The organism is candidate division WOR-3 bacterium, from assembly GCA_029858255.1.
GTDB lineage: Bacteria > Hydrothermota > Tepidihabitantia > SM23-42 > SM23-42 > SM23-42.
In genome coordinates this window covers 23,202-48,625 of record JAOUFJ010000019.1, presented here as the reverse complement: position 1 = coordinate 48,625, position 25,424 = coordinate 23,202, and the positions used below count along the sequence as shown (strand labels likewise).

Here is a 25,424-nt window from a genome sequence, read left to right as displayed (position 1 = left end):
CGAGATTAACGAACTAAACGATACTAACGGTATGTTGTGTAGAGTTTCTAGATCTTCTCGAAAACCTTCCTGAAGTGATAGCCGTAGATGGCAAAGGTCACTGCCAGAGGCGCGAGCCGCGGCCGGCTGAACACACTCCACAGGAACAGACGCCAGTAGTGAAAACGCTCTTTCCCTTTTATTCCCAGCACGAATATCGACATGATGAAAGCCTTCACCTCGCTCATGCTGAGACGTCCCAGGCTGTTATGCAATGGTTTGTAGTTCTCCAGGAATCTCTTGACCCGCGCGTAGAATTGATCGGGCGCATATATCGTCTTGACGATATTCCTGTACCCTTCCAGAAGTGTCGCGTACTGCATCTTGGGAACAAAATTAATCGAGCAATCTGTATTGTCGCCAGTGGCTTCCGTTAACAACCGGTTCTCCCCCTTAAGCCGTTGGTAGAGTTTTGTGCCACGCACCGCGCTGAGCAAACCCACCATTGCAGTCACTATTCCGCTGTTCTGAATAAAACGTATTTGCCTTTCGAAAATCGTCAGCGGGTCACTGTCAAAACCAACGATAAAACCCCCCTGAACCTGAAGGCCGAACCGCTGTATCTTTTTGACACACTCAACCAGATTGCGGTTCTTGTTTTGAAGTTTGCCGCATTCTGCCAGGCTTTCTTCATCCGGCGTTTCGATGCCCACAAAAACGGTATTGAAGTTAGCCTTGACCATCAAGTTCATTAACTCTTCATCATCTGCCAGGTTAACCGACGCTTGCGTGAGGAACGTAAACGGATACTTCATACGCTCCATCCACTCAGCGACGGCAGGCAAAACTTCCGACTTCAGACCGCGCTTGTTACCGATGAAATTATCGTCGACGAAAAACACTACGCCGCGCCAACCCCGATCATAAAGATTCTGGAGCTCGGTGATGACCTGTTGCTTGTCTTTTATCCGTGGTCTGTGACCGTAAAGCAGCGGAATGTCGCAAAAATCGCAGTCAAACGGGCACCCGCGCGAGTATTGAATACTCATGGAGGCATATTTCTTAATCTTGAGTAATCCCCAATCCGGAACCGGCGTTTTTGTCAGATCTGCCCACTCTGGCGATGTATAGATATGTCTAAGTTTTCCCTGACGCAAATCATCCAAAAATTGTGGGAGCGTAATTTCCGCCTCATTCAGCACGAGATAATCAACATGCTCATACTCATCATAGGAGCTCGTAAACAAAGGTCCCCCAGCAACAATCTTTACACCTTTCGCCTTACAGCGCGTGATCACCTCATCTACCGACTCTTTCTGAATGGTTGCCGCACTGATAAATACAAAATCTGCCCATTCGATATCCCGGTCCTTCAACTTTCTTACATTCATATCAATGAGTCGTTTTTCCCATTCATCCGGCAGCATAGCAGCGGCAGTGAGTAATCCAAGCGGCGGATTTGTCGCCTTCTTGAAAATGAATCTCAGCGCATGTTTGAACGACCAAAACGTGTCCGGATTTTGCGGATACACCAGAAGAATTTTCATGATATTGATAACTCCTTTCTATCCCTGCAAAAGGTGATGGTGCTGGAAAGAAAATTATGCACATTCACCGCATGTACACTCGACTGAATTCGCTAGGCGTATTTTACATATCAGAAGCAGTCCTCGTCACCTATAATATATTCTAAGAACAATATCGCTTTTGTCAATACTAAGGTAACATCTTTTTATAAAGTGAAGGCCCCCAAGAGGGGGCCCTCACCTATGCATTTATTGCATATTATGCAAGTTCGACCTGGGTGGCTTTTGCACCCTTAGGGGACTGGCTAAGCTCAAACTTAACTCTATCGCCTTCATTAAGGGACCGATAACCGTTGCCCGCTATGTCGCCATAATGGACAAAAACATCACCGGTTCCGTCTTCTTTCTCAATGAAACCATAGCCTTTTCTGCCATCGAACCATTTGACTTTTCCGTAAGTCATATTTCTCCTTTCAAGTCTTTAATTAGTGAGGGGATCTAGAATATGAGTATTCTACTGAACCATCAACAAACTAAATGACTTAGCTTAAACATTATTATATATAGAAAATGCCCAATGTCAAGACACATCTTAGCCCTTAATTCCGCATCCCATATCATACTGTATGTCACACGATTTCAACCAGCTTGATATCAAATGTCAGGTCTTTTCCTGCCAGGGGATGGTTCGCATCCAGGGTGACCTTCGATTCGGACATACCGGTCACTTTTGCCTGAATGACCCCACCATCGCGCTGACGTATCTGCACAAAGCCGCCAATTTTCAGCTCCAGTTTGTCCGATACGCGCTCGCGCTCAACGTCAACGACCAAATCATTGCGGTGCATGCCGTAGGCCATATCGGGCGAGATCGTTACGGTTTTCGATTCCCCGGGGGCCATGCCAACCACCGCTCTTTCAAACCCCGGAATTATCTTACCGTCACCGACGGTGAATTCGAGAGGTTCACGCTCAACCGAAGAATCGAAGACTGTCTCATCCTCCAGTTTGCCGGTATAGTGAATCTTGACTTTATCACCGTTTTTTGCCTGAGTCACATTGCCTCCTTTCAAGACATTGAAACGAACAATTGACACTATAGAAAGTAAATAGTTGGGGTTACCGGTTCATGCTAATTGATGCTACCGCCGTGAACCGTCAATCGTCTGGGTGTTTTCACCAACATGATAACTTTGCATACTTATGTGCCAAAAGTATGTTTATGATACACATTTTCTTCCGCCTGTCAACCGAGCATCATTCCAAATTCAGGTCCCAGGGAGTTGTATTCCAGGGACTGCCAGGGTCGCTGAGGAGCCTTTCGTATGCCTGCTGGAAAAACTCCCCGCTTGCTTCAGTTCTTTCTAATGACCAAAACTGCCGGCCAACAAGATAATTATCGCCCAAATCTGCCCACGTATCAAAAGCCACCTGCAAGAATCTTGCTTTCGGCAATATCAAGTTCCACGCTTCACGCTCACTCAAATAACCTAATAGATAGCCTCTGCGGCACAGGTGTATGTACCGGCAAAAATCCCAGCCGACCAGACTCTTCCCGCCAAGACGCGACCAATGTTCCTGCACTATCTTCCACGAACTTCTGTCCTCCGCAGAAAGTTTCCCGATCATTTCACTGAACTGTTCATCAGTGAGCGTGTGCATGTACTGACCCATCTCATCGAAGCGCTTACGGTGACCGACCTGCTCAAGCCAGTCCAATACAAAAAAGAGTCCATCGCGGCTGTCAATCCCCCACCAGTAGTTGAGCAAATTCTCATGTTTTGTTATGTTCTCGTCAGTGCGCTCGACGCCCTCCAAAATATCGTGTCGTTCGTGATTGTATTCAGTAAGAACCCCGGTCGTTGCCAGTGCCCAGAACTTCTGTTCTTCTTTTGGCCCCTGCGTGCATGAAATACAAAGGCATAACGTGCATGATAATATGAATGAATTCAGTTTTATGCATCCTGGAGAATCAGAAAAAATCGAACCAGAATGTACAACATACCATCTGTGTTTGCATCCTCGCGCCATACTCGCTCCGCTGTTATTATCACGAAAACTAACAAACTGTCAACATTGTTCAAACATCGTGAATAAGGCATCTGAAATCATACACTCAGACGATCATAACAACCCCGCCCAGTGTATGACAAACTATGCACCACCAAATTGATCCGGTTTTCTTAGCCAAAAACCCCAGATAAAGCCCGAATAATCCAGAACCAATCATCAGTCCTATTACGTTCGAATTCGGTGAAAGCGAACCTGGAATATAGTGCCAGAGAGCAAACCAGAATGCGGGCCATATTATACTATAGAAGATGCTCTCGGGAAAGAAATTTAGATATACGCCACGCCACAGGACTTCCTCAAAAAACCCGTTACCAAACGCAGTCGATATCAAAAGAACCGTCCAGAGAGCACTCGGCTTAATATACTGTGATCCGGTAAGGACTCTGAACACTACAGTCATTATCAACGGAAAAATGACGAGCAGCACAACCTTCGTATCGGGCCTTCGCGGACGGATCAACCTTAATATATCTTCCTTCCTGGCTATCGCGAATGAGAAAGTGACACCCCAACTTAGCCAGTATATCCAGAACCCTGCGTACCAGGCTAATTGACTGCCATACACATGTGCTAATTGCCGGTAGACAAAATACATCGACGCCAACAATGCAATCGGCGCAAACACAGCGATCTTCTGTCTCTTACTCACATTATTCACTAGACGGCACAGAGATACGTATTTTTATCGCTGTAATCAACGTAAGCGAAGCTTACGTGCTACGCTGTCGCACCGGTTCTTTAAGCACAGCAGAAAGTATTACGGTTACTATACTTACGATGAGTGCGCCCAGAAATGCTGACCAGAAACCATCCACGTAGAAACCAACACCGAACCAGTTGACTGCAATAGCCGAAGCCAGCCACAGCGTCAATGCATTTATCACCAGTACAAATAAACCCAATGTCAGGATAATTAGCGAACAGGTAAGCAGGGCAAGTATCGGACGAATCACTGCATTTACGAAACCAAGGATGACCGCCATCACCGTGAAAATGAGCCATGCATTACCTTCGACCCTGATGCCCGGCACCAGCCAGGCCGCAACAAAGAGCGAAAAGGCAGCAATTATCCAGCGTATCAATAATTTCATGTTATCCTCCTTGTTTTTCGGTTGCTGACATTTAGATGCAAACTGCAACGCCTGCAACCTAGAATTGCGATAATTCGATGATTCTAGGCTCCATTGCCCTCTCCTTCTGTCATTGTATAGAATAATGAATAGCCTGTCAACGCCAAACGCTATGGATTACGCTGCATGGGCTATGCACGTCAACAATTCCGGCAGCGATGAAGAATATTCCCATCAGAATATTGACACGGGTCGCGGGTGAGCCTATAATCCCCAAAGTGCACGGGTCTATGTTGTGCGCCGAAGGTGTTCCGTCTCTTCTGCAAATATCGAAGCAACGGCATTAGCGTATCTCTGTAAAAAGGAGGATATATGAGTAAAGTAAGAGAGAAATACTACAAAGCGCTTTTCCTCATCGCGGCCATCTACGACATATCACTGGGCATTATCTTCACTCTTTTCTATAGGACCGCATTCGATATCATCGGCATAGCAGATCGACTACCTGCCCACGGTGCCTATCTATCACTGATCGGCAGCTTCTTGTTTGTCATTGGTGTTGCATACTATTTGCTGTACCGGGGGAACCTGGAGAGAAATCGCGATCTGGTTACTGTTGGTGTTCTCTACAAACTGGCTTATTGTTCGGTGGCGATCTACTACACGATCGCCCAAGACGTGCCACACATGATCTTCGTGTATCTTTTTGGAGGCTGTGATCTCATATTCTTTGTACTAATGCTAGAGTGCCGCATGTTCCTGAGCAGGATCGCTAAGAAGGTTTAGCTGGTTTCCGTTTCCTTTCTGATGGCTCCTCTCAGGTATTTCTTGAATGTCTCGCGTCTGAGCAGGGTTGCCTCCTCGCCATAGATCGCAACTCCTAGTTTCCTGAACCCATTTCTCAGTTCGTCTACCGACATATCGGTCGGCTTGAACATGACATCGAACAAGGTACACTTCTGCCAATCTCTCTCTTCGAGCAGTCTTTTCTCATTCGATAGACGATCATATACAGGCGTCCCGGCAAAAGGTGTCATGAAAGTCATCTGTACATCGAAAAGCTCGGTTTCCTTGGCAAATTTCCAGACAGTATCGAAAATGTCCGGTGTTTGTCCATCCAAACCAAAGATAAAACAACCGGTCACGCGGATCCCGTGAGACTGAATTTTCCTTATCGCCTGCCGGTACTTCGGCAGCTGCTTGTATTTCCAGTTGCTACGCAGTTCGAGGCCGTCCAAACCCGCCTCGACCGGACTTTCTAGCCCGATCAAGACCTGCGCGCAGCCGCTCGCGCGCATCAAATCAAGCAATGCATCATCCTCGCTGACCGACAGATCTGTCTCTGCAAACCACCGTATCCTTCTTGTCTTCAATTTTGTCAGCAACTCTCTCCAATACTTCTTATCAACGACCGCATTGTCATCGACAAATTCAATGAACCTGCCTTCCCAGAGATTCTTTATCTTATCTATCTCAGCGATCACCTTGTCGACTGGTTTTTGACTATACCTTTTGGTAATTAAAGGCGAGCTGCCACAAAATTCACAAAGATGTGTGCAACCGCGACTGGTTTGCACTGTGAGGCGATTATATTTGGAGATATCGAGCAACTCAAACGCCGGCATCGGTGCATTCTTCAGGTCAAAGCTGTTCTCGACTGAACCGTATTGTCTCTTGAGCTTGCCCTTCCCGCAATCACGCAAGACTTCAAGCCAGGTGACTTCGCCCTCTCCGATGACTACCGAATCACAGTATTTGGCTGCCTCGTCGGGCATGTGACTCACATGCGGACCACCTAGCACAACCGGCACACCGACAGCTTTGTACTGCCGGGCAAGCTCATAAGCCTCGTCGATTTGAGCGCAGTAACTTGAAATGCCGACAAGATCCCACTGTAGTGGCAACGAATCGAGTTCCTTGATATCGGGGATCTCTGTGTAATCAACCTTGTACTCCTTTGGAGTCATACCGGCCAGGGTCAGCAACCCAAGGCTTGGCAGAGCAGCGATCACCTTGCTGCGCTCGACAAATCCGGGCAGGGTCAATCCAAGCTCGAGCAACTCATTGTCACGACAGCGGATACCGCTCATGGCAACAAGACCTATCTTCATGTTACTAACCCCCTCACTATAAAAATTATCATTGCCGCCATGATGCTCAATACCGGAATGAAGAAGAAGTGCCGGAAGAATGTTCTATGGACCGAAAGGACACAAACGAGCGGCATGGTCAACGTGCCTATGACCAGTAACCGAGACGGCAAGATAATATGGTTATTGAGACCAAGATAGGATACAGTGAAGACAAATGCGAAGTTCACGAAGGCAAGTCCGAAGAATGATATATGGCCAAGGCGCATCATACGACGCTGCCATGAACCGTATCCGCCCATCCATTCCTGTTTATGGAAAAACAAACCGCTCAGTGCACCGAATATGGCACCTGCAAGCATACATACCCATGCTACGTACAGATTCACAATTTCCATACCACTCTCCTTTTCTCTACAGAATAACGACGCGACGAATACTGTCTGCGTCAATCACACACTGAGCGATTATAACAATTAAGATTTTCGTGTCAAGTCATACACCACAGAAGGAATTTACATCGAAAAATAGACCTGGAGACCAACCCGGATTGTTTCCTGGTGCGGAGCTTCTGTTTTATATCGGAAGGCCTGGGATAATACGGCCGCGTATCTTTCTTTTGTAATCGAGATATTTCTCACCTAGAGCATGTTCAAGCGCCTCTTCCTCAACCAGAGTGTGAAGTAGCAGTGCAACCCACCACAAGGGTACGAGCGCCAGGCCGATAGTGGAACGGAACATTACGGCCCAACCAAGAAACCAGAGAACTTCACCCAGGTATATCGGATTTCTGACGATCGCGTAGAATCCCGTTGTCACCATTTTCATCTGCCCATGTGGCTTGGTGAGCGGCTTGATCGACAAAGCAGGGATACTGAAGATCAATCCTACGGTAAATATCGCACCACCGACAATCCAGTTCCAGCCATTCGCGATGAAACGAGGCTGCGGGCAGAAGGGCAGCACAAGAATACCCCTTGCTAAGACGAATGTGGTCACTATTACCGCGCCGGAAATAACAGAATTCCCCAACTTCTTGCTGCTTACTATCACACCACCGCCGACCAGGGAGAACATACTAATCAGCGCCCAAAAAAATGGATCCTGGTAGAATATCATTCACCCTCCCACGAAGCCAAATTACAATTTCGCAATTCGAATTTCGACACGAATTCTGCCCAAGTACAAAGTTTGGCCGCAGAATTCAGTGTCCCGAGGCAGCTCCCGAGGGGAATTCTAAATGGTGTTGCAGCGATAATAGCGAAAATAACGGGAATAGCGAATAGAACGTTCCCTCTCATTCAGTGATCAGATCCTCCGCCTTGGAGAAGTGCATCTGGAATATCTTCCATTTTCCGTCTATCTTTTCCAGCACGCCGCTCCACCGTACATTCTCCCAGTTCGCTGGTTTCCCCTGAAATTCGTTATAGTCATCTAGTATGCAGGACCACCATGCCGTCTTCATGCTCGGCGACATGTGAATGCGAAGGTCTTTTATCACGACCTTGATCGCCTTGAAGTCGTCACGCATAAAGAACTTCTCGGTCATATTTTTGAAAGCATCAAATCCTCTAATCGTGCTCCTTGAATCGGTCTGGAAGAAAAACAACTCATCGTTATTCACGATACTTGAGTACGACATCGCGGTATCTTTATCATGTACTGCCCACTCGATGTTGGCTCTTATTGTTTTCTCAATTTCTGCCAGTTCATCATGCGGGTTGTTTACACTGTTGAACGTATACGCCTTACTCATCTCAACCTCCTCGTCCAAAACATTTTGCTCCGCAATGGTATCTGCTGTCGACATCTGAATGCCGAGAACCAATAGAGCACAGACAACAAAGATCCGTAACGTGCTTTGCATACAACCTCCTTGATATGAACCATTGAGTGACTCGATTGAATATCAGAGCCATCGTTCGGTTCATGACAGTATGATAAAGCCAATCTTCACGACAAACTCACAGATATTATCACAATTCCACCCTGATACTATGTCCAAAGCCCGAAGAGATAATGCTATTCTCGATGAACTGTACTATTGCTCACTACATGGCATATTTTCGGGGTACCGCGCGACCATCACCCGCAGGCTATCCGGCACTCCTTGGAGGAATTCTGTGTCCGCATATGATCTGTTGATCAAATCATAATTTGCCTCGTATGTATAATCAACGAATAGGCCGGTCACATTACCGGCATTACCGGTAATAATATCAAGGACCTTCACCGGTTTGTCGCACGAATAGTCGAAATGATCGAACTCGATATAACGAACAACCGGATTGGATTTGCAGCGGTAATAGATGCGGCTATTCCCCACGTCATATACGATCCTGAACATGGTCGGGCTCACCGAAACCTTCTCCAGGATCCCGAATGCATGATCAACAGGAGAATCTTCCCCTTTCGAACTCCACTGCTTCACACCATTGCCCGCCCAAACAAAACGCTTGAGCGAATTGTTTGCCGACGAAAAAGGCTCTGTCGTCTCATTACCGCCGTATTCTTCAAAGAGCTTAAGAGAATATGCATAAGTATTGTTGGTGAGCGCACAGACCGGGAGATCACGGCCGGTGTGCACGACCATCTCACCCTCCAAAAATTCAATCGCGGCCGCCTTGCCAGTACGGTCACAAACAAAGAAATGCAACGGGGTTGCGCGCCTGACCGTTATTCTTACCACATCATCGCTGGCAATCACCTCAGCGACAGTCGAACAGTTGTCTAACTGATACTGAACCCACTGCAGATCCGACAGTCCTTTTCGCGAATCGGGATGGGGATACTCGGTTTGCTCAAGCCACATGATCTCAATGACCAGTCCGGCTTCGTTCACGCCGCCGAGCGGAAACTCTCTGCCGTACTGGTTGAACGTGATGCTACCATATTTTGACACCCAACTTGCGGGGTCGTCTCGAGTCAACGCGGTCTTGGCTACCCCTCGTTTGTTGACCATTATCAAACAGTGTTCGGTGTACCAGTCATAGTTTCTACCGTACACCCATTCACCGTTGTTCATGAAACAAAATGTCGTACAGGCGACAGCAAGATTTGAGAAAAAGATAACAACACCTACCAGCAGAAGCACGTATTTCAAACACTTCATCTAACACTCCCTTCCGACACATTCGTGACAAATCATTTGGACAAATTTCAAAATTCGCATTTTTTGTTAAAAAATCCTCGGTATAAACCTATACGGCACTCGCTTCATATATTCCCTGTATTCACCCCCAAATTTTTTTATCAGGAACTCTTCTTCCTTGAGCGCGGTCAGGATGGTCAATAACGAAAGGATCACGGCTGGCAAAATCATTATTACTACTCCCGATGCAATGGTCATGCCGAGGATAATCAGAATGAGACTCGAGTACATGGGGTGACGAACGCGCGAAAACATTCCGCCTGTCACCAGTTCCTCGATCTTTTCAGAATCCTGATCTGCTTGTTTATGGACGGCGTGTCCCTTCATATGGAATGACATCGCCGAGACAAAAACGACGATGCCGACAATATTCGAAACAGGGAAGAGCGGGATCCTCCAGGGTGTGAACAGCGCACCAAGAATACCAAAGGCAATCAACACCGGCCATTCAATGACCATTCTTATCGCGGGTTTCATCAGGAGATACTTGTCGATAAATCTCATTACCCTCAACGGGATTATACGAATAATGAAGTGGTGGATTTCAAGTGGTTGCCACTTCTTATGGCTCAGAACCTTAGCGTGGCGCCGGCGAAAAGATAGTTTATCCAGGTAAAACTGTATACTTCCTCGATATCCGAACCGCCTTCAAGCACACGATAGCCAAGTTTTAACGACAGATTTGGACTGGCATCACCCTGAACCGCGAGGGACACATCTTCGGCCCGGCCTTGCGGAGCAGCAAGCGCGTCGCCGTCCAGAACAAGAGCGAATTTTGGAATGAATTGCCAGGCGACGCTGAATTTTATCAACGGCACGAACCCCAGATCCGTCTTCTCTGAAATCTTTGCCGAGTCGGCAACGGCAATACTGATCGCTGCATCCCGGACCTTTGCAGTTATTCCCAACCCCAAGCGCCATCTTTCGCCGACAAACCAGAGGTGCTCATAGGTCAGGCGGTATGAATTGAATGTATACACGGTATTCAATGCAGTATTTGCCGCGAAAGTTTCTCCTTCGAATACTACGTCGTGGTCAACGCTTCCAGCGGCATTCAGAGTGAGCGGTGCAAAGAGAACTGATATCATGTTACCCTTATTAAAGTAATAGGTGAACCGTCCGCGTATGAAAAATGCCGGGTCGGTCTCCAGTTCATCGGAGAACGATATCAAGGTGCCGGTCGATTTTGGTATCTGGATATCACTGTAACCGAGGAATGTGATACCTGATTCAACATCCAGCACAAAATGCTGGAAATCACCGGCCACCAAGCTGCCAACCGCGAAGAGACACAACAAAATCATAACTCTCATTTTCACCTCCCCATTAATTATCCAGAATCACGGGACGAAGTCAAGCACTCACTACACTTGACGCAACATGCCTAACGCGGCACCGTTATTGTGGGGGACCGCACCCCAAGGGGACTGGCTCCGTAAGATGCCTGTCCCCGTACACCCTACGCTTCACGCCTCACGCTAAACGCCAGTAGCCCAACAACGAGAAGACACGATGCTCAGAACTCTAGAAGCTAGCGATAATAACGAAAGTAGCGAGATTAACGATCTAAGCGCATCCGGATTTTACCTCAACTTCTTACCCTCTTAAGTTCCTGACTTCTTCTTGTTAAAGACCTCCCATCTTCTTGATTTCTGCCGCACGGAAGTTCGCCGTTTCCAAAGAAGCCCTTGACATTGAGGCAGCAGGGCATATCATATGGAGTACGGAGAGGAACCCTGTTCAAGCCTTTTTATGTATCAGACTTCATTAAGCCAAAATAAGGGAGGAAAATATGAAAAATCTAGGATCGGTTACTGCAATTCTGGTCCTTGCGGTGTGTCTGGCGCCCGCATTCCTGGTTGCCCAACTGGTTGACACAGTGTGGGTGAACAGGTGGACCAGTCCCGGGGCCGAATCAGACTGGGCATACGCCCTCACGGTCGACAACGAGGGTCGCGTCTATGTCACCGGCAAGACTAACAACGCGGGAACCGAGGATGACTGGACAACGATAAAATACAAGGCAAACGGCGATACCGCATGGGTGAGGAATTTCGCCAACCCGGGAAGTTACAACGAGCGGGCAAACTCAATAGTAATAGGGCCATCAGGGAGACTATACCTTACGGGCTATACAATGAGTTCGGGCTCAGGCGATTATTTCACCATAAAGTACAAGCCAGACGGTGATACCGCATGGACAAGAAGGTACAACGGAATAGGCGGTGGTTACGATTTTGCCAACTGGGTCACTGTCGACTCAGAAGAAAACGTATATATCACGGGATACAGCAGGGCCCTTTCCTATCAGAACGATATTGCCACGGTGAAGTACGATTCAAGCGGCACACAATTGTGGGTCGCGTTATTCAATGGGCCCGGTAATTACAGCGACGAAGGGTACAAGGTCATCGCCGACAATAACGGCCATATCTATGTCGTTGGACATGTCAACCCGTATGGTACGGGTACGCGTTGGGACTACATAACAATAAAATATGATACTGAGACAGGCGATACGGTCTGGGCAAGAACATACAACGGTACAGCTGACAGCACTGATATGGCACGAGACATTGCAGTCGATGCAGTAGGCAATGTATACGTGACCGGATCGAGCAGAAGCACGGGAACGCTAGGCGACATAATCACGATAAAATACGATTCGCTCGGAACTGAAAAATGGACTGCCCGGTATAACAATCCCGATACAAGTCTGAGCGACGGCGGGTATGGAATTGCAGCCGATGCTGAAGGCAACGTTTTCGTCGTCGGCCAAAGTCAGGGTCTCGGCACTGGATCGGACATAGTTACGATTAAGTATGACTCTCTTGGAAATCAGCAATGGGTGACAAGATACAACGGACCGGCAAACGATTATGATACTCCCTCAACGGAAGACGGCGGTAAATGCATGGCAGTTGACCAGTTAGGCAATATCTATGTCACAGGGATCAGCCGCGGCGTAACATCTGTCAACGATTATGTCACGATCATGTATGATCCGGACGGCGTCGAGCAATGGGTCGCGGGATATAACTGCTGTGACAGTGTTGACACTGCGCTGGATATTGACGTCGACACACTGGGCGGTATCTATGTTTGCGGACGAAGCATTGGGGTAGGCACATACTACGACATGGCCACAGCTAAATACCAAACCGTGGTAGGCATTGGAGAAAACGATGCAGTCATCGCCAACAGGATACAACTCCACATATACCCAAATCCGTTCAACCATTCTACAGATATACAATATCAGATAACGGACAACAGGATTGCGAACAACGAGACAGGTGTCAGTTTCAGAATATACGACGCGAGCGGCAGGCTGGTCAGGGATTTTGGGCAGATATCTGTTCCAGGTTATCAGTCATCGGTAATGTGGGACGGAACCGACGATAACCATAGTGTTGTTTCTAATGGCGTGTACTTCTGTGTCATGGAATTCGACGGGCAGAGAATTCAGGAAAAAATCGTGATGGTGAAATAAGTACCCGGGGACAGGCATACACTTTTCATAATTTTATTATCACTGTAATCTGTCTTTTATCGCTGTCATCGACCTGCAAAGCAGGAAAGTTTAAAAGTGTATGCCTATCCCTGCTCTAAAAGAGAACTTTCCAGACGAAGATACCGATCATCACACAACCTATGATGAATCGCGTGAGTCCTCCGAACAACAAACCGACAAAAGAACCAATACCTGATTTCAAGGCCTGATGTGTTTCTCTGCCTGCTATCAGTTCAAACGTAACTGCAAATACAAACGGCAATACAATGATCCAAACCAAGCCAACAAAAATTCCTATCATTAAACCGATCACCGCGCCTAGTGCACCTGCTCTGGTTCCACCCATTTTCTTCACGGAAAAATAATTTGCCAAGTAGTCGACTATCAAACCAAATATCGTGAGACCGGAAAACACAAGAATTAAATAGATATCTATATTTTCAAACCGGGTCAGAATTGCGTACAGGACTGTGGCGCCGAAGATGAGTGGGATACCAGGCAGCACTGGTAGAATAACACCAGCCAGGCCAATTATCATGATCAATAGTGCGGCGATGAACAAGATTATTTCAAGAATATCCATTGTCTCCGCTAGCCTCTTTTCCTCTCACTGCACAAAAACAAACTATTTCTATCCTCCAATCTTCTGAATTTCTTGTTTTACCAACGGTCACTCACGAGGAGGCACGAACAAGGAAGGATCCGGAGGCTGATTACTACCAGTGAGTGATATCATTTCGTACATGGTCGCCCCGTTTTCGTACACAGCCCAATTTGGAACTCGAAGATTTCCGAATCTCTTCATCGGTCCGAACGTATATCGGTATTGCGTAGTAGCCCACACCAGAGGCTCTTTCCTTGCGTTCAATATTATCCAACCGTGCATGACACCGTCCGGACCGTAGAATTCGAGCCGGCGGCTCCTCGGTATGTCTCCCTCACCGAACCGTACTTCATAGTATGAATCACCGATCGCAATGCCCCGGGCAATACGGTAGACACTGTAGGGAGCCCGCTCCATGGCGTTTTTGAAAGATTCTTCACTACCGAACGCGAACTTGCCGTCAGTGATCGACCAGTATTTGTGTTCCGGACTGTATGCTCGTATCCTGTGCTGAACCTCACTCTTCTCCTCTACCCATGACCGGGGGCCGGTAAGGTCGAGTATCTCATTCTCAACATAAGAATCGATCCTGTACCAAGGATACCATTCGTGAACGAAATGAACACTTTTCAATTCCGCCCATGGTTGCGACCATTGCCTCGGCTTCAGCAATCGCCAACGGGTCGCCACGGACACCGCTTTTTCTCTCCCGGGCAAAACCCAAATGATTTTGCGATAGAACCATGCACCCAAATATCAAGAGTAATTTCATATCTCATTCCTCCCTTGAGTCAACCGCGTCATATTATCTGATATTGTGCAAGAAAACTCTGGATCATTGTACTACGTCTTCCACAGAAGTCAAGCCGACCAGATGCGCGACGTCGCAACCAGCACGCATCGCGCAGATCAAATCATACTCATCTGACACCACAGAAATTATGACATAAAAAGACGGTAGTTAACGGTTCGATCTCAGTACCCTCGGCATCCTTTGGTCCTTTATGATATCAATTATTGTCGAATCCTCAATACCGGACGCCTTCGATATTATCGCTTTTTCTCTGGCACGTCCAATAAGAGCACCAACAAGTGTACTGGTCAACCAAACACCGGTTGATACGCACGACGCAACCATCCAGGTTGCCATTTCTTTTTCCAGCGCAGCACCGCACCCGAACTCGTCTTGAGTGCTTGTTTCAAATTCCCTGTCCGCGGCAAGAACTATCGCAAATGCCGCCCCACCAAACAAAAAACCGGCCGCTGCGCTCCAAAACAGAATTTTTTGATTAGTTGAGCGTGCGACCATTTTCTGTTCGGCGATGAAATAATCTTTGGTTGTATTTATCTCCCTCTCTGTGATTGGCATACCGACGTAATCATGATCTACAATGCGCCATTTTACGTCAAATGATTCCCGGGACTCGGCAATAATGTCATAGTTGTCTATATAATCTCTCAAGATATCAATGGCGCACGGATCTTTATTCACAACTAATAAAGTATCGGACAACGCAGCTAATCTTATCTCGCAGCCACCCCCAGGTATGCTGTAGATAACCGCTTCCTCATACTGGTAAGTACCGGATCCAACGCGTATCTCAGGCAAGAAAAGACCGAAGTGCTCGCGCTCTTCGGAATCGATCGTATCTCCTACTCTTTCACTCACAACGACCCTGCTTTTTGCCACGGGTTGAATGTCGCCCTTTGGAGCAAATGTGCAGTTTGGCAAAAAGGCACAAAGTGCAATGATCGCCACTTTACGCTTCATGATTCCTTTTCAACTGGTCAGTCCAGGATCCTCGGCATTCTCTGCTCCTTGATAAAATCAATGATTTCTGAATCTTCAGCATTGGCCGCCTTTGACTCCATTGCCTTTCCCCTCGCATGTCCAATTACTGCCCCGATTGCCAAGCCAACTAGTGAAAAACCACCAGAAACACAAGCAGCAACCCCGAGAATAGCAGTCTCTTCAGCCCCTGAATAAAAACATCCGAAGTCGTCGTTGGTATTCATGTCATATTCCCTCTCTGTATTAAGGAATATCGCAAGACCCACCGCTCCACCCACGCACAGTCCTGCAGTAGTGCCCCAGATCAACGGGTCGCGTCTTGCTGACCGACTCCGTTCAGCAACAAAATATTCTCTTGTTATTTCTAATTCACTGGTCGTAATGAACAACCCCAAGTTGTCATAACCGACAACACCCCATTTCTTCTCGAAGTCCTCTCTCGACTCTGCCACGCTTTCGTAATTGTCTATATAATCTGTTAGGATATCGATACCACGGGGGTCTTTATTCACCACCAATATGGTTTTTGACGCCGCAGACAACCTCAATTCATACCCACTACCAGGTATCGCGTAGATAGCTGCCGACTCAAACTTATAGGTCATTGGCCTCACATATATCTCAGGTAGGAAGAGACCGAAGTGCTCGCGCTCTTCAGAATCGATCGTATCTCCTACTCTTTCGCTGACAGTAACCCGTCTTTTTACCTCATATTGAATGTCATACTTTGGAGCAAATGTGCAGTTGAGCAGAAAAGAATAAAGAACCAGAATCGAAACAGTACGCTTCATACTACCTCCTCTACAGCTGTACCAGCACCATCCTATAAGATTCTACATACATGTCAAGAGTCCATATCTGCACAAAGCTCTGCGCAAGAAGACACGGACACAATAGCGGACGCAATCATGGTTTGCAGCATACACCTATCACCTTGACCTTTTTCTACTCTGCATTATAATGACCTGAGTTCCCTCTGATCCTGAAATGATAAAACCGACAACAAGCAACATTACTTTGAGCGACAAACTTCAACACTTTTTCGCGCGTGTCGGCTTGAGACGTAACAGGTTTCGCGTCCAACCAGGTCTTTACACATTAGGAAAACCCAACAAAGAATCACATGTGTTCGTAACTGCAAACTACGGTCTCAGTTTTAACAAACTCCGCGAAGCTCTTGCCGGGGTCGATTGTTACATTCTCGTTCTTGACACAAAAGGGATCAACGTATGGTGCGCTGCCGGAAAGGGCACCTTCGGTACTGAAGAACTCATCCATCGAATAAAGGATGTGGAGCTTGAACAGTACGTCAGTCACCGTTTGCTTATCCTGCCTCAACTCGGCGCTTCAGGAGTCGCGGCCCACGAAACAGAGAAAAGAACCGGTTTCAAAGTTGAGTATGGTCCGGTAAGAGCAGACGATATTCCTGCATATCTAGAAACTCATAAGGCAACACCTCAGATGCGTCTCGTGCGTTTTGACCTATCGGACCGATTGACATTGGTCCCCGTCGAGTTAACTCACATGATACTGCCGACAGCACTTCTCGTGGCCATACTATATTATGTTAGCGGTCCGATTCCTGCTCTCGCCGCGCTCGTGATTATCGTAACCGGTCTGATGATATTCCCAATTGTCATTCCGTGGATTCCCACACCCAACTTCAGCACTAAGGGATTCATACTTGGTGGAATTGTCGCATTACCCTTTTTTCTCATAGTGCTCTTAACCAATCCAATGGCAGCGTGGTGGAAAAGCATCGGCTGGGCGTTCCCCTATCTACTGGTCATGCCATCTCTCGTTGCTTTTATAACCCTCAATTACACAGGTGCGACGCCGTTTACCTCAAAAAGCGGCGTGGCACGGGAGATATTTTCGTATTTTCCCATAATGTTCTGGATGTTTTGTGCTGGCGCAATCATCGGGTTGGTGTTCAGGTTTGTCCGCTAGCAGGGAAGGAAATGAGAAGTAAATACCTCGAACCCACGCTGAAATATGATGCCGAACTGTGTACGGGCTGTGGCATGTGCAGCACTGTTTGCCCGCACGGTGTCTTCGCTCAAAATGACGGCACTGCCCAACTTGTCAGACCAGCTGATTGCATGGAATGCGGCGCGTGCGCACTCAACTGTCCGGTCAGCGCCATCACTGTTGACTCAGGAACCGGCTGCGCCACCGCGCAGATGATCGCCGCCCTTAGGCGAACTAAAGAACCCACTTGCGATTGCGGCTGCTGCTGAGAACGACTCGCGATGCTTCACGCTACACGCTTGACGCAAGACGCTCTACACCAAACATCTAACACTGTTATTGCGAGGCTGGCGTAGCCAGCCGCGGCAATCTTCCTACTTCTCGACTCACTGCGTTCGCTCGAGGCCTAAGGCTCCCGTTGGTGACGGCTCAGTATTAAGTATCGTCATTTAGCGGGAATAGCGGTATTAACGAAATTAACGCACGTAACGTTTTTCTGTTAAATCCCAAATTGACAATCGGTCGATATCGGCTATAGTTGACCGGAGGCATTATGAACCGAAGAGAATTCATAAAGATTTTGCTGGGAGGGGGAGCCAGTGTTTTACTTAACCGTACCTATGCTCATCATCTACCTTCGCTACTCCAGCGTTCGGCAACCTTACCACCTCCTCAGGTCAACACATTTTCGTCAGAGATAATAATGAACAGCCGCAGGTCATATCACGGCGGATACAGCGGTACATTATCCGAACAGATCCTTGCAAATGCGCTGTGGGCAGGTTCCAGGGCACCTGTCATCGGTACGGACCGTACGATATATGTAGCACTGCCGGACAATGTATACGAATATGATCCGGTGCTGCACGACATCATACTACATCAATCGGGTAACCATCTATCTGAATCAAACCTCGCATTTGAGATCGGTGTTGCCAGCAACCTTGCTGAAGATGCCGGCACAGCGCTTCATTATGCACACCTGGCGGCGATATCCTTTTGGAATACCACGAGCAGCCAGCCTTCCTGTTGTCCAAAAGAAAGCGCCCGGAATAATGCCAACAGTACCTGGAACCCAAGCCAGAGCGTTCAGATAGCCAATTGCTACGGACTGATGGGTACGGTCAGCGGCGTGACTTCACAATGCGTCGCCATTTCATCAAACGGCAGTCTGCCGGATCCGTCGACTGACGGCCCAGTAATTCTGGAAACTGCTCTTGGTAACCTCAACTATGGTGACGAGTTCATGAGCACTGAGCTGAACCTTGAGCAGCTCTCTCAACTCGCCTGGGCATCCTATGGCAATACGCCCCACACTACATCCAATAATCGCGGCGGCCTGACAGCAGCTTCGGCCGTGGCAAATTATTACCTGACCGGTCGTATCTACATGGTTCGTTCTGAGGGCGTTGAAAGATATCATATTCGCCTGCCTTCGGGCCAACCATCAACCAGGGATCACCGTATCGAACGCGTGACCGATGGAGACCGGAGACCGCAACTGCGGTCCGCAGTACCACGCATCCCGCAGACCGCACCCGCCTATTTTGTTTACTGTGCGGCGACGGCAGACCGATGGCAACTGATCGAAGCTGGATACTGCGCAGCCGGTGCGCTGCTTCAGGCGAGCTCAATGGAATTGCAGGGATATTTTACGGCCGGCTTCGATTCGACAGAAAGAACGGCAATAATCAATGCTCTGGGCATACCGGCCACAGATCTACCGCTCATGGTCTTCTCAGGTGGACAGGAACCTGTGGGGATCGGCGAAAGCGGCAGTGGTGCCACACAGTCGCTCAGTGCATATCCTAATCCGTTCAGCCATTCGACTGATATACGATATCAGATAACGGATAACAGGATTGTGAACGGCGAAAAGGGTGTAAGGCTCAGGATATATGACGCAAGCGGTAGGCTGGTCAGGGATTTTGGGCAGTTATCAGCCATCGGTTATCACTCATCGGTAAAGTGGGATGGTGTTGATGAGATTGGAAGGAGAGTGCCTGAAGGCAATTACTACATTGTCATCAAAACCGCTTCAAAGGAATACCGGCAGAAGATAACGAAGATTAGATAGCCGAGACGCCACACGCTGTGCCAAGCCCTACGCTCTCGATAGTTTCTCCGCTTCTTACCTTCTCAATTTCTCAACTTCTTGTCCTAGAGCGTATCTCCGGCGCTCCGTCTCTCCGTTTCTAAGTCAGGTCAGTGTTTAGTTACTGTGCGCTTACCGAGAATTGAATAAGCTCGATTATCAATGTGGTCTTGAGACTCACTTCCTCCTCGCCGTTTACAAAAGCCTGGAAATGCAGTGTATCAACTACATCAACAGTATCCTTGCGTACCCATCCCTCTGCGCTCTCGCCACTGCTAAGCGTGAAGTTGTATTCGATATCAGTGTAGTCATCCATGATGACACTGTCGGTCGCCGATGATATCATGTAAGAACCGTAAAACGGTACTGATAGACCCTGCGGGTTTGTCAACCTGAGCGAAACACCAGCTTCCTCTTCACCTCCACAACCCACATACAGCAGCAAAAAAGCCGCAAAAAACACCAGCATAACACTTTTCATAATTCCTCCCTTATCCATAGACCTTGAGTGATTATATGATATCCTCACCACCTGTCAATAACTTCCATGACTGCGCGGTAAATGAAAGTGCAGATTCATGCATTAATAAACTATGTACTTAATAATGAAGATAATCGTCTAATGTCTAAGGGACAGGCAACTGATTCCGCCGTCGATTTTGCGAAATTCTGAAACGTCGATCTCAATAACCGAAAAGCCGGCGCCTGTGATCTTCTTTCTGGATTCTCTATATCCTGCCGGCATAAGAACATAATCGTTAACTCTTATGCAATTCGCCGCATAACTTTCGTCGTCATCTATGACAATCGCGTTATGATCAGCAAAAGCAGGATTATCGACAAATTCGCCTGCCAGAACAATATTATTGTCACCAAGGTACGCCACCCCGGTCTTAAGGTGCAAGGCGCTGACCACGGGAACCGTTGACGCGGTATAGCCAAAATCACCCAGAATACTAATCAATTGCTCTGCTCCTTTAACATTCGTCCTTCTAGTGATACCGACGTAGAAATGCTCACCAACTCTCAACACATCACCGCCCTCAAGTGTTCCCGGGTGTCTCACGAATCTGATGTCAGCATAATGACTCCGCAGGGCTTTTTCGATGCTGGACTCCTCTCCCTTTCTGCTGCCAACTCCGAGATTTCCTATTATCGCGCATCTTTCCGCAAGCACGGCGCAGTCTTCAACAAACGTGGAATCGGGATACTCCTCCTGCGGTAGCATTATCGTCACCTCGAGTCCGCACTGTCTCAGCGCCTCAATATACCTCTCATGCTGCTGTAAAACCCTTTTGTAATCGGGTATTCCTAAATCCGCAGTCGTCACACCATTGATTATTGACCGCCCCGGCGTCCTGACTATTGCTCTAGTAAACATCATGACATTATATTCTTTCTTCCTTGATCTTGAGCGATATTAGCGGAAATAACGAGCCAAACGTTTTTAGGGTCTTCCATTTCGCAATTCGCTTTGTACCTTCAGTGGTATTACGATAATAACGAGACTAGCGAAAATAACGAGCACAACGTTCGTAATTTAGTCACTCCATTTTTCGTATCCGCACCTCTGTATTCTTATTATCCTTGAGTAATTCATCAAGTTTAGAAAGGTCTGTTTCCCCGTAATGATACGGGTACAACACCTTCGGTTTGAACGCAATTACCGCATCTGCGACCATTTCAGGCGTCATGGTATACGGAAGGTTCATCGGCAGAAAAGCAATGTCAATATCCTCCAGGGCTTTCATTTCGGGCGTATTCTCCGTATCACCGGCAATATAGACACGAGTATCTCCAAAAGCAAGAATATAACCGTTGCCCTCACCTTTGGGATGAAATGGTTCTCCGCTGTCCCGCTTGTGCACAATGTTATAAGCCGGTACAGCAAGAACATCGATCCCCATGAAATTCTGTGCGTCGCCGTTTTTCATGACAACACCACCTTCAAAGGTTTCTGCGCAGATTTCTGTAAGCACAATTATCGTGTTATCTTTACTGATCTTCTCAATCGCAGCAGGATCAAGATGATCACCGTGATGGTGAGTCACCAAAACCAGATCGGCTCTCGGCAATTTCGAGTAATCTGCCAGTCTGCTCCAGGGATCAACATGGATGACTTTGCCATCAACTTCAAACATCAACGTACCATGCCCGATGAAAGTAATTTCAAGATCTCCTGCAGATGTCTCGATGACGTCCTTTTCAAACTGACCCTCTGCCATAATCGGCACTGCAAAACACAACATTAATAATGAAAGCGCAGTCACATTTACCATAATAAGCCTCCTTGCTCATCAATTCTACCCGACACCGACCATCCGTCAAGGCACGCTGGCGACAAGGGGACTGGCTCCGTAGGTGCCTGTCACCGTACGCCCTACGCGACACGCCTAACCACCGGAAGATACGAACCTCTGAACCTCAGAAGCTAAGCAATACTAACTACATTAGCGAAATTAATGAGGCAAACGTTATTGTGAAATTCCATATTCGAAATTCGATATAGGTTCTCTATTTCTCCTTGTCTCCCCCTCTCCGTTTCTCAGAGGGGAGAGGAGCAAGGTGAGGGTGATACCCTGCGTAGCAGGGTCATTCTCCGGTTCAACCGGGGAATCCAGCCAGTACGCTCGACGCAATACGCCCACCCTATTTTTCCTCTCCCTTGATGGGAGAGGATTAAGGTGAGGGTGAGATTGTCCCGTGCCAAGCACAAGGATTCTCACTTCGCGGAACTTCGCCTTCAACACGCTCCCTTCGCTTCTCTCAGGACAGACACGACTCGCAATGACCTTGAGCCTTATTGTTCGAGTGAGCGAGCGAATCGAGAACTACCATATTCTGCGAGAAAGTACGTAGGGCAGGGCTTTAGCCATGCAAATCATCGCAAACCTAAAGGTTTGCCCTACATTTCTCCTTTTACTAAGTTTTAGCGATAATAACGAGATTAACGAGCCAAACGAAAGTAACGAACGTTTGTCTCTCAGTCTAGCGTTTTCAATGTACCGTCCTCAAACGTAATCAGCTGCCGCGTCGTTCTCTTCAAGAAATCACGGTTTTGTGAAATTATGATGTAAGCAAGTCCTGGTTCACCAAGTATCTCTACGATCTTTTCAACCGTCGGCAGATCAAGCCCAAGCGTCGGTTCATCGAGCAGCAACACACGCGGCTTCATGGCAAGGATCGTTGCCATCGCCAACCTTCTTTTCTCACCACCGGAAAGGTGATAAGGAACTCTCTGCTTGAAACTTTCCAATCCAACACTTCCCAGGGATTCATCGACAATATTCTCTACCTCTTTTCCTCTCTTGCCGAAATTCAAGGGGCCAAAAGCAACTTCTTCACGCACGCTTGGACAGAACAACTGGTCATCGGAATTCTGAAAAAGAAAGCCGATTTTCTCCCTTACCTCGGTGAAATCATCTTCTCTCAATCGTTTCTTACCAAAAATTTCTACCGCGCCCGCTTGCGGCTTCAGCAACCCCATGATCAAATAGAGCAGCGTCGTTTTCCCGCAGCCATTAGGTCCGATTATCCCTATGCGGTCACCCTTACGGAGCGCGAAATTCAGATCTTTTAGCAACGGAGAATCTCCATTGTATCCGAAGTATATATTGCTCAGATTGATAATCATATTGTCTTCCATTGTAGTGTAAGTAGTAAAATAACACCCAGCATCATCATACTGGCTGCCAATAGATCTGATTTCCCCCAGACGAAATGATCTAATAACCAGTAATGTCCTTTGAAACCGCGGCAGATCATCGCCTTATGAATTTGTTCCGAGCGTTCGTAGCCCCGTATCATGAGTGTTCCGATGATGGCTCCGTACGTCCTGTAGGTATTCACCGATGTCCTTGGCTTGAACCCGCGAATCTTCAGCGTATCTCTTAGTCTATAATATTCGTATTGCATCACGTGAGCATAGCGGTAGACAAAGAAGAATAGATGAATGAGCTTATTCGGAACTCTCAAATGATCCAACGCATGAACAAGATTGAAAATGCCGCAAGTAGAGAGCAAGCTTATGTTGATGAGAATGATCGCATTGCACTTGACCGTAAGCATCAGAGCATACTGGACACCCTGGTCAGTCATGACCAGTGCACCGATCTTGTAGATCATTCTTCCGGGATAACTAAAAGGAAGTATCAACCACAACATAAGAATGAAAGTATTGACGACAAGCAGACGATAAAACACGTGCTTAGCACTCAACCGCGCGAGTGCGATAAGAACGAATCCTGCAGCAAGCCCGGCACACGCCACCTCCAACTTACCGGTTACCGCAATTATTACCGAGTAAACAATGGCACTCAATATCCTCACCCTGGGATCAATACCGTGGACAAAGCTTTCGCCTTTTGAAAACCGCTCTTCGATCATTGCCGTTTCCTGTTTCGGAGAAAAAGCAGGAGACCAAAAATGCCAAAAATGTAGCCAATACCGCCAATTATTGTGATGAGCGATGTCGACCTCTGTTGTTTCACGATCAACTCTCTAAGTGCGTTGAATTTCTCTTCCACCGCGTCTTCGATTATTTTGCGCAAGCGTTCCTCATCAACACGGGGTTCCTCAGTATTAGTTACAGTCACCTTTTGCGGATTTTTCGGTTTCTCGGTGCGCGGCTTTTTTATCTCCGGCAGGTCAGCAGCTGCTAATATTGTCTCTGACTGATGCCCCATTCCTGCATAGAGCACGATTTTCAGATCCTCCCTAATTGGCGGAGCGAACCTGAAATAACCGGCGCTGTCCGTTTTCAGTTCCATCAACCTCTCGCCCGATAGTCTAAAGATTTCTACCTTTTGCTGGCGTACCGGCGCCCCGTCGTTATAGTAACACTGCCCAATTACACTATCGTGTTCAACTTGAGTGAAAATATTAACACGGTGCGCAGCGAGCAACGAAGGTAGAACCACAATCAGGAAGACGATCCTGGTCTTTTTCATTTTACAATACCTCCCAATACATCGGGTTTGATCCTTCTAATGAAAGTGACAATGAATGCCGTAAGAATTCCTTCGATGACCATCACGGGGAAGTGAGCGATAACGAACAATTTTGCCACGACAATGAACTGCTCGCCGGTCGAAATTAAAAAGAGCGCGACGATCACGCCGCCCAGGAATATTCCGGTTGCCCCAGCGAGAAAACCCGCAACCGCAGCGATCGCTTTATTCCGTCCCCTCACGAATCGTGCGTACAGCAAATAGCATACCAATGCGGGCACTCCCATCACCATAGTATTGACTCCCAACGTGGTAATGCCTCCAAATTGAAAGAGAATGGCCTGCAGGAGCAGCGCAACTAGTATTGCAGGAAAGGCCATCCACCCGAGCAGAATGCCGACCAGACCGCTGAGCACCAGATGGACACTGGTAGGACCAACCGGCAGGTGTATCAGCGATGCAACAAAAAATGCAGAAGACATGACGGCGACCTTGGGCGTGTTCTCGATATCCATCTTCTTTAAACCCACCGCGCACCCGGCAAAGGCTCCAACTGCACCGGAAACAAGAACTGGTGCAGCGATCACTCCCTCGGAAATATGCATATTCT

29 protein-coding genes are annotated in these 25,424 nt (G+C 47.6%); 5 read left to right on the top strand and 24 right to left on the bottom strand.

The features are described 5' to 3' along the window. Nucleotides 1-47: 47 nt before the first annotated feature. The 6 genes from OEV79_08740 to OEV79_08715 form a co-directional block, all read right to left on the bottom strand. Complete coding sequence (locus OEV79_08740) at nucleotides 48-1,526, bottom strand: B12-binding domain-containing radical SAM protein (GenBank protein MDH4211522.1); 1,479 nt, start codon at nucleotides 1,524-1,526, stop codon at nucleotides 48-50. 238 nt (nucleotides 1,527-1,764) lie between these two features. Beyond that, nucleotides 1,765-1,968 (bottom strand): cold-shock protein, encoded by a 204-nt coding sequence (locus OEV79_08735; GenBank protein ID MDH4211521.1) that lies wholly within the window; start codon nucleotides 1,966-1,968, stop codon nucleotides 1,765-1,767. Between the two features lie 166 nt (nucleotides 1,969-2,134). Beyond that, nucleotides 2,135-2,563: a peptidylprolyl isomerase gene (locus tag OEV79_08730; protein MDH4211520.1), complete on the bottom strand. Its 429-nt coding sequence runs from the start codon at nucleotides 2,561-2,563 to the stop codon at nucleotides 2,135-2,137. Nucleotides 2,564-2,762: 199 nt separating this feature from the next. Beyond that, complete coding sequence (locus OEV79_08725) at nucleotides 2,763-3,536, bottom strand: DUF1266 domain-containing protein (protein ID MDH4211519.1); 774 nt, start codon at nucleotides 3,534-3,536, stop codon at nucleotides 2,763-2,765. Between the two features lie 85 nt (nucleotides 3,537-3,621). Further along, on the bottom strand, nucleotides 3,622-4,227 hold the full coding sequence (locus OEV79_08720) for a CPBP family intramembrane metalloprotease (protein ID MDH4211518.1): 606 nt from the start codon (nucleotides 4,225-4,227) through the stop codon (nucleotides 3,622-3,624). Between the two features lie 61 nt (nucleotides 4,228-4,288). After that, the gene (locus OEV79_08715) at nucleotides 4,289-4,669 is read right to left on the bottom strand and encodes a phage holin family protein (GenBank protein MDH4211517.1); all 381 of its coding nucleotides are present in this window, start codon (nucleotides 4,667-4,669) and stop codon (nucleotides 4,289-4,291) included. A 351-nt stretch (nucleotides 4,670-5,020) separates the two neighbouring features. Between OEV79_08715 and OEV79_08710 the strand changes: the two genes are divergently transcribed. After that, entirely contained in the window at nucleotides 5,021-5,434 is a 414-nt protein-coding gene (locus OEV79_08710) for a hypothetical protein (protein MDH4211516.1), read from the top strand. On the opposite strand, the gene OEV79_08705 is transcribed toward OEV79_08710, so the two are convergent. The 7 genes from OEV79_08705 to OEV79_08675 all read right to left on the bottom strand — a co-directional run bounded on the left by OEV79_08705 (nucleotide 5,431) and on the right by OEV79_08675 (nucleotide 11,202). Beyond that, complete coding sequence (locus tag OEV79_08705) at nucleotides 5,431-6,759, bottom strand: B12-binding domain-containing radical SAM protein (protein MDH4211515.1); 1,329 nt, start codon at nucleotides 6,757-6,759, stop codon at nucleotides 5,431-5,433. The two genes, OEV79_08710 and OEV79_08705, sit on opposite strands and share 4 nt — an antisense overlap. After that, complete coding sequence (locus OEV79_08700) at nucleotides 6,756-7,136, bottom strand: hypothetical protein (protein ID MDH4211514.1); 381 nt, start codon at nucleotides 7,134-7,136, stop codon at nucleotides 6,756-6,758. The genes OEV79_08705 and OEV79_08700 overlap by 4 nt, the downstream gene beginning before the upstream one ends. A 178-nt stretch (nucleotides 7,137-7,314) precedes the next feature. Next, complete coding sequence (locus tag OEV79_08695) at nucleotides 7,315-7,857, bottom strand: isoprenylcysteine carboxylmethyltransferase family protein (GenBank protein ID MDH4211513.1); 543 nt, start codon at nucleotides 7,855-7,857, stop codon at nucleotides 7,315-7,317. A gap of 178 nt (nucleotides 7,858-8,035) precedes the next feature. Next, nucleotides 8,036-8,605, bottom strand: a complete 570-nt coding sequence (locus OEV79_08690; protein MDH4211512.1) for a nuclear transport factor 2 family protein — start codon at nucleotides 8,603-8,605, stop codon at nucleotides 8,036-8,038. 174 nt (nucleotides 8,606-8,779) lie between these two features. Next, a complete protein-coding gene (locus tag OEV79_08685; protein ID MDH4211511.1) occupies nucleotides 8,780-9,850 on the bottom strand; it encodes a linear amide C-N hydrolase in 1,071 nt (356 codons plus the stop codon). 66 nt (nucleotides 9,851-9,916) lie between these two features. Further along, nucleotides 9,917-10,393: an isoprenylcysteine carboxylmethyltransferase family protein gene (locus OEV79_08680; GenBank protein ID MDH4211510.1), complete on the bottom strand. Its 477-nt coding sequence runs from the start codon at nucleotides 10,391-10,393 to the stop codon at nucleotides 9,917-9,919. Between the two features lie 65 nt (nucleotides 10,394-10,458). Then, on the bottom strand, nucleotides 10,459-11,202 hold the full coding sequence (locus tag OEV79_08675; protein ID MDH4211509.1) for a hypothetical protein: 744 nt from the start codon (nucleotides 11,200-11,202) through the stop codon (nucleotides 10,459-10,461). A 479-nt stretch (nucleotides 11,203-11,681) separates the two neighbouring features. Between OEV79_08675 and OEV79_08670 the strand changes: the two genes are divergently transcribed. Continuing rightward, nucleotides 11,682-13,382: an SBBP repeat-containing protein gene (locus OEV79_08670; protein ID MDH4211508.1), complete on the top strand. Its 1,701-nt coding sequence runs from the start codon at nucleotides 11,682-11,684 to the stop codon at nucleotides 13,380-13,382. A 115-nt stretch (nucleotides 13,383-13,497) separates the two neighbouring features. On the opposite strand, the gene OEV79_08665 is transcribed toward OEV79_08670, so the two are convergent. The 4 genes from OEV79_08665 to OEV79_08650 all read right to left on the bottom strand — a co-directional run bounded on the left by OEV79_08665 (nucleotide 13,498) and on the right by OEV79_08650 (nucleotide 16,590). After that, a complete protein-coding gene (locus tag OEV79_08665; protein ID MDH4211507.1) occupies nucleotides 13,498-13,986 on the bottom strand; it encodes a DUF456 family protein in 489 nt (162 codons plus the stop codon). Nucleotides 13,987-14,073: 87 nt separating this feature from the next. Next, nucleotides 14,074-14,640, bottom strand: a complete 567-nt coding sequence (locus tag OEV79_08660; GenBank protein MDH4211506.1) for a hypothetical protein — start codon at nucleotides 14,638-14,640, stop codon at nucleotides 14,074-14,076. A 328-nt stretch (nucleotides 14,641-14,968) separates the two neighbouring features. Beyond that, nucleotides 14,969-15,778 (bottom strand): hypothetical protein, encoded by an 810-nt coding sequence (locus OEV79_08655; GenBank protein MDH4211505.1) that lies wholly within the window; start codon nucleotides 15,776-15,778, stop codon nucleotides 14,969-14,971. 17 nt (nucleotides 15,779-15,795) lie between these two features. After that, nucleotides 15,796-16,590: a hypothetical protein gene (locus OEV79_08650; GenBank protein ID MDH4211504.1), complete on the bottom strand. Its 795-nt coding sequence runs from the start codon at nucleotides 16,588-16,590 to the stop codon at nucleotides 15,796-15,798. 196 nt (nucleotides 16,591-16,786) lie between these two features. Here OEV79_08650 and hgcA point away from each other — a divergent pair, with 196 nt between their 5' ends. The 3 genes from hgcA to OEV79_08635 all read left to right on the top strand — a co-directional run bounded on the left by hgcA (nucleotide 16,787) and on the right by OEV79_08635 (nucleotide 19,847). Then, nucleotides 16,787-17,749 carry a mercury methylation corrinoid protein HgcA gene (gene hgcA / locus OEV79_08645; GenBank protein MDH4211503.1) on the top strand — a complete coding sequence of 321 codons (963 nt, stop codon included), beginning with the start codon at nucleotides 16,787-16,789 and terminating at the stop codon, nucleotides 17,747-17,749. Between the two features lie 11 nt (nucleotides 17,750-17,760). Next, a complete protein-coding gene (hgcB, locus tag OEV79_08640) occupies nucleotides 17,761-18,039 on the top strand; it encodes a mercury methylation ferredoxin HgcB (protein ID MDH4211502.1) in 279 nt (92 codons plus the stop codon). 284 nt (nucleotides 18,040-18,323) lie between these two features. Continuing rightward, complete coding sequence (locus OEV79_08635; protein ID MDH4211501.1) at nucleotides 18,324-19,847, top strand: T9SS type A sorting domain-containing protein; 1,524 nt, start codon at nucleotides 18,324-18,326, stop codon at nucleotides 19,845-19,847. A gap of 139 nt (nucleotides 19,848-19,986) precedes the next feature. Here OEV79_08635 and OEV79_08630 read toward each other — a convergent pair whose 3' ends face one another. The 7 genes from OEV79_08630 to cbiM all read right to left on the bottom strand — a co-directional run bounded on the left by OEV79_08630 (nucleotide 19,987) and on the right by cbiM (nucleotide 25,419). After that, nucleotides 19,987-20,346 (bottom strand): hypothetical protein, encoded by a 360-nt coding sequence (locus OEV79_08630; GenBank protein MDH4211500.1) that lies wholly within the window; start codon nucleotides 20,344-20,346, stop codon nucleotides 19,987-19,989. Between the two features lie 138 nt (nucleotides 20,347-20,484). Then, nucleotides 20,485-21,246 carry an arginine deiminase family protein gene (locus tag OEV79_08625; GenBank protein MDH4211499.1) on the bottom strand — a complete coding sequence of 254 codons (762 nt, stop codon included), beginning with the start codon at nucleotides 21,244-21,246 and terminating at the stop codon, nucleotides 20,485-20,487. Nucleotides 21,247-21,409: 163 nt separating this feature from the next. Beyond that, on the bottom strand, nucleotides 21,410-22,144 hold the full coding sequence (locus tag OEV79_08620; GenBank protein MDH4211498.1) for an MBL fold metallo-hydrolase: 735 nt from the start codon (nucleotides 22,142-22,144) through the stop codon (nucleotides 21,410-21,412). 704 nt (nucleotides 22,145-22,848) lie between these two features. Continuing rightward, nucleotides 22,849-23,499 (bottom strand): energy-coupling factor ABC transporter ATP-binding protein, encoded by a 651-nt coding sequence (locus tag OEV79_08615; protein ID MDH4211497.1) that lies wholly within the window; start codon nucleotides 23,497-23,499, stop codon nucleotides 22,849-22,851. Further along, the gene (gene cbiQ, locus OEV79_08610; protein ID MDH4211496.1) at nucleotides 23,496-24,251 is read right to left on the bottom strand and encodes a cobalt ECF transporter T component CbiQ; all 756 of its coding nucleotides are present in this window, start codon (nucleotides 24,249-24,251) and stop codon (nucleotides 23,496-23,498) included. The genes OEV79_08615 and cbiQ overlap by 4 nt, the downstream gene beginning before the upstream one ends. Next, nucleotides 24,248-24,814, bottom strand: a complete 567-nt coding sequence (locus OEV79_08605; GenBank protein ID MDH4211495.1) for a hypothetical protein — start codon at nucleotides 24,812-24,814, stop codon at nucleotides 24,248-24,250. The genes cbiQ and OEV79_08605 overlap by 4 nt, the downstream gene beginning before the upstream one ends. After that, nucleotides 24,811-25,419, bottom strand: coding sequence for a cobalt transporter CbiM (gene cbiM, locus OEV79_08600; protein ID MDH4211494.1), 609 nt, complete (start codon nucleotides 25,417-25,419; stop codon nucleotides 24,811-24,813). Before cbiM ends, OEV79_08605 begins: the two co-directional genes overlap by 4 nt. Between the last annotated feature and the right edge of the window lie 5 nt (nucleotides 25,420-25,424).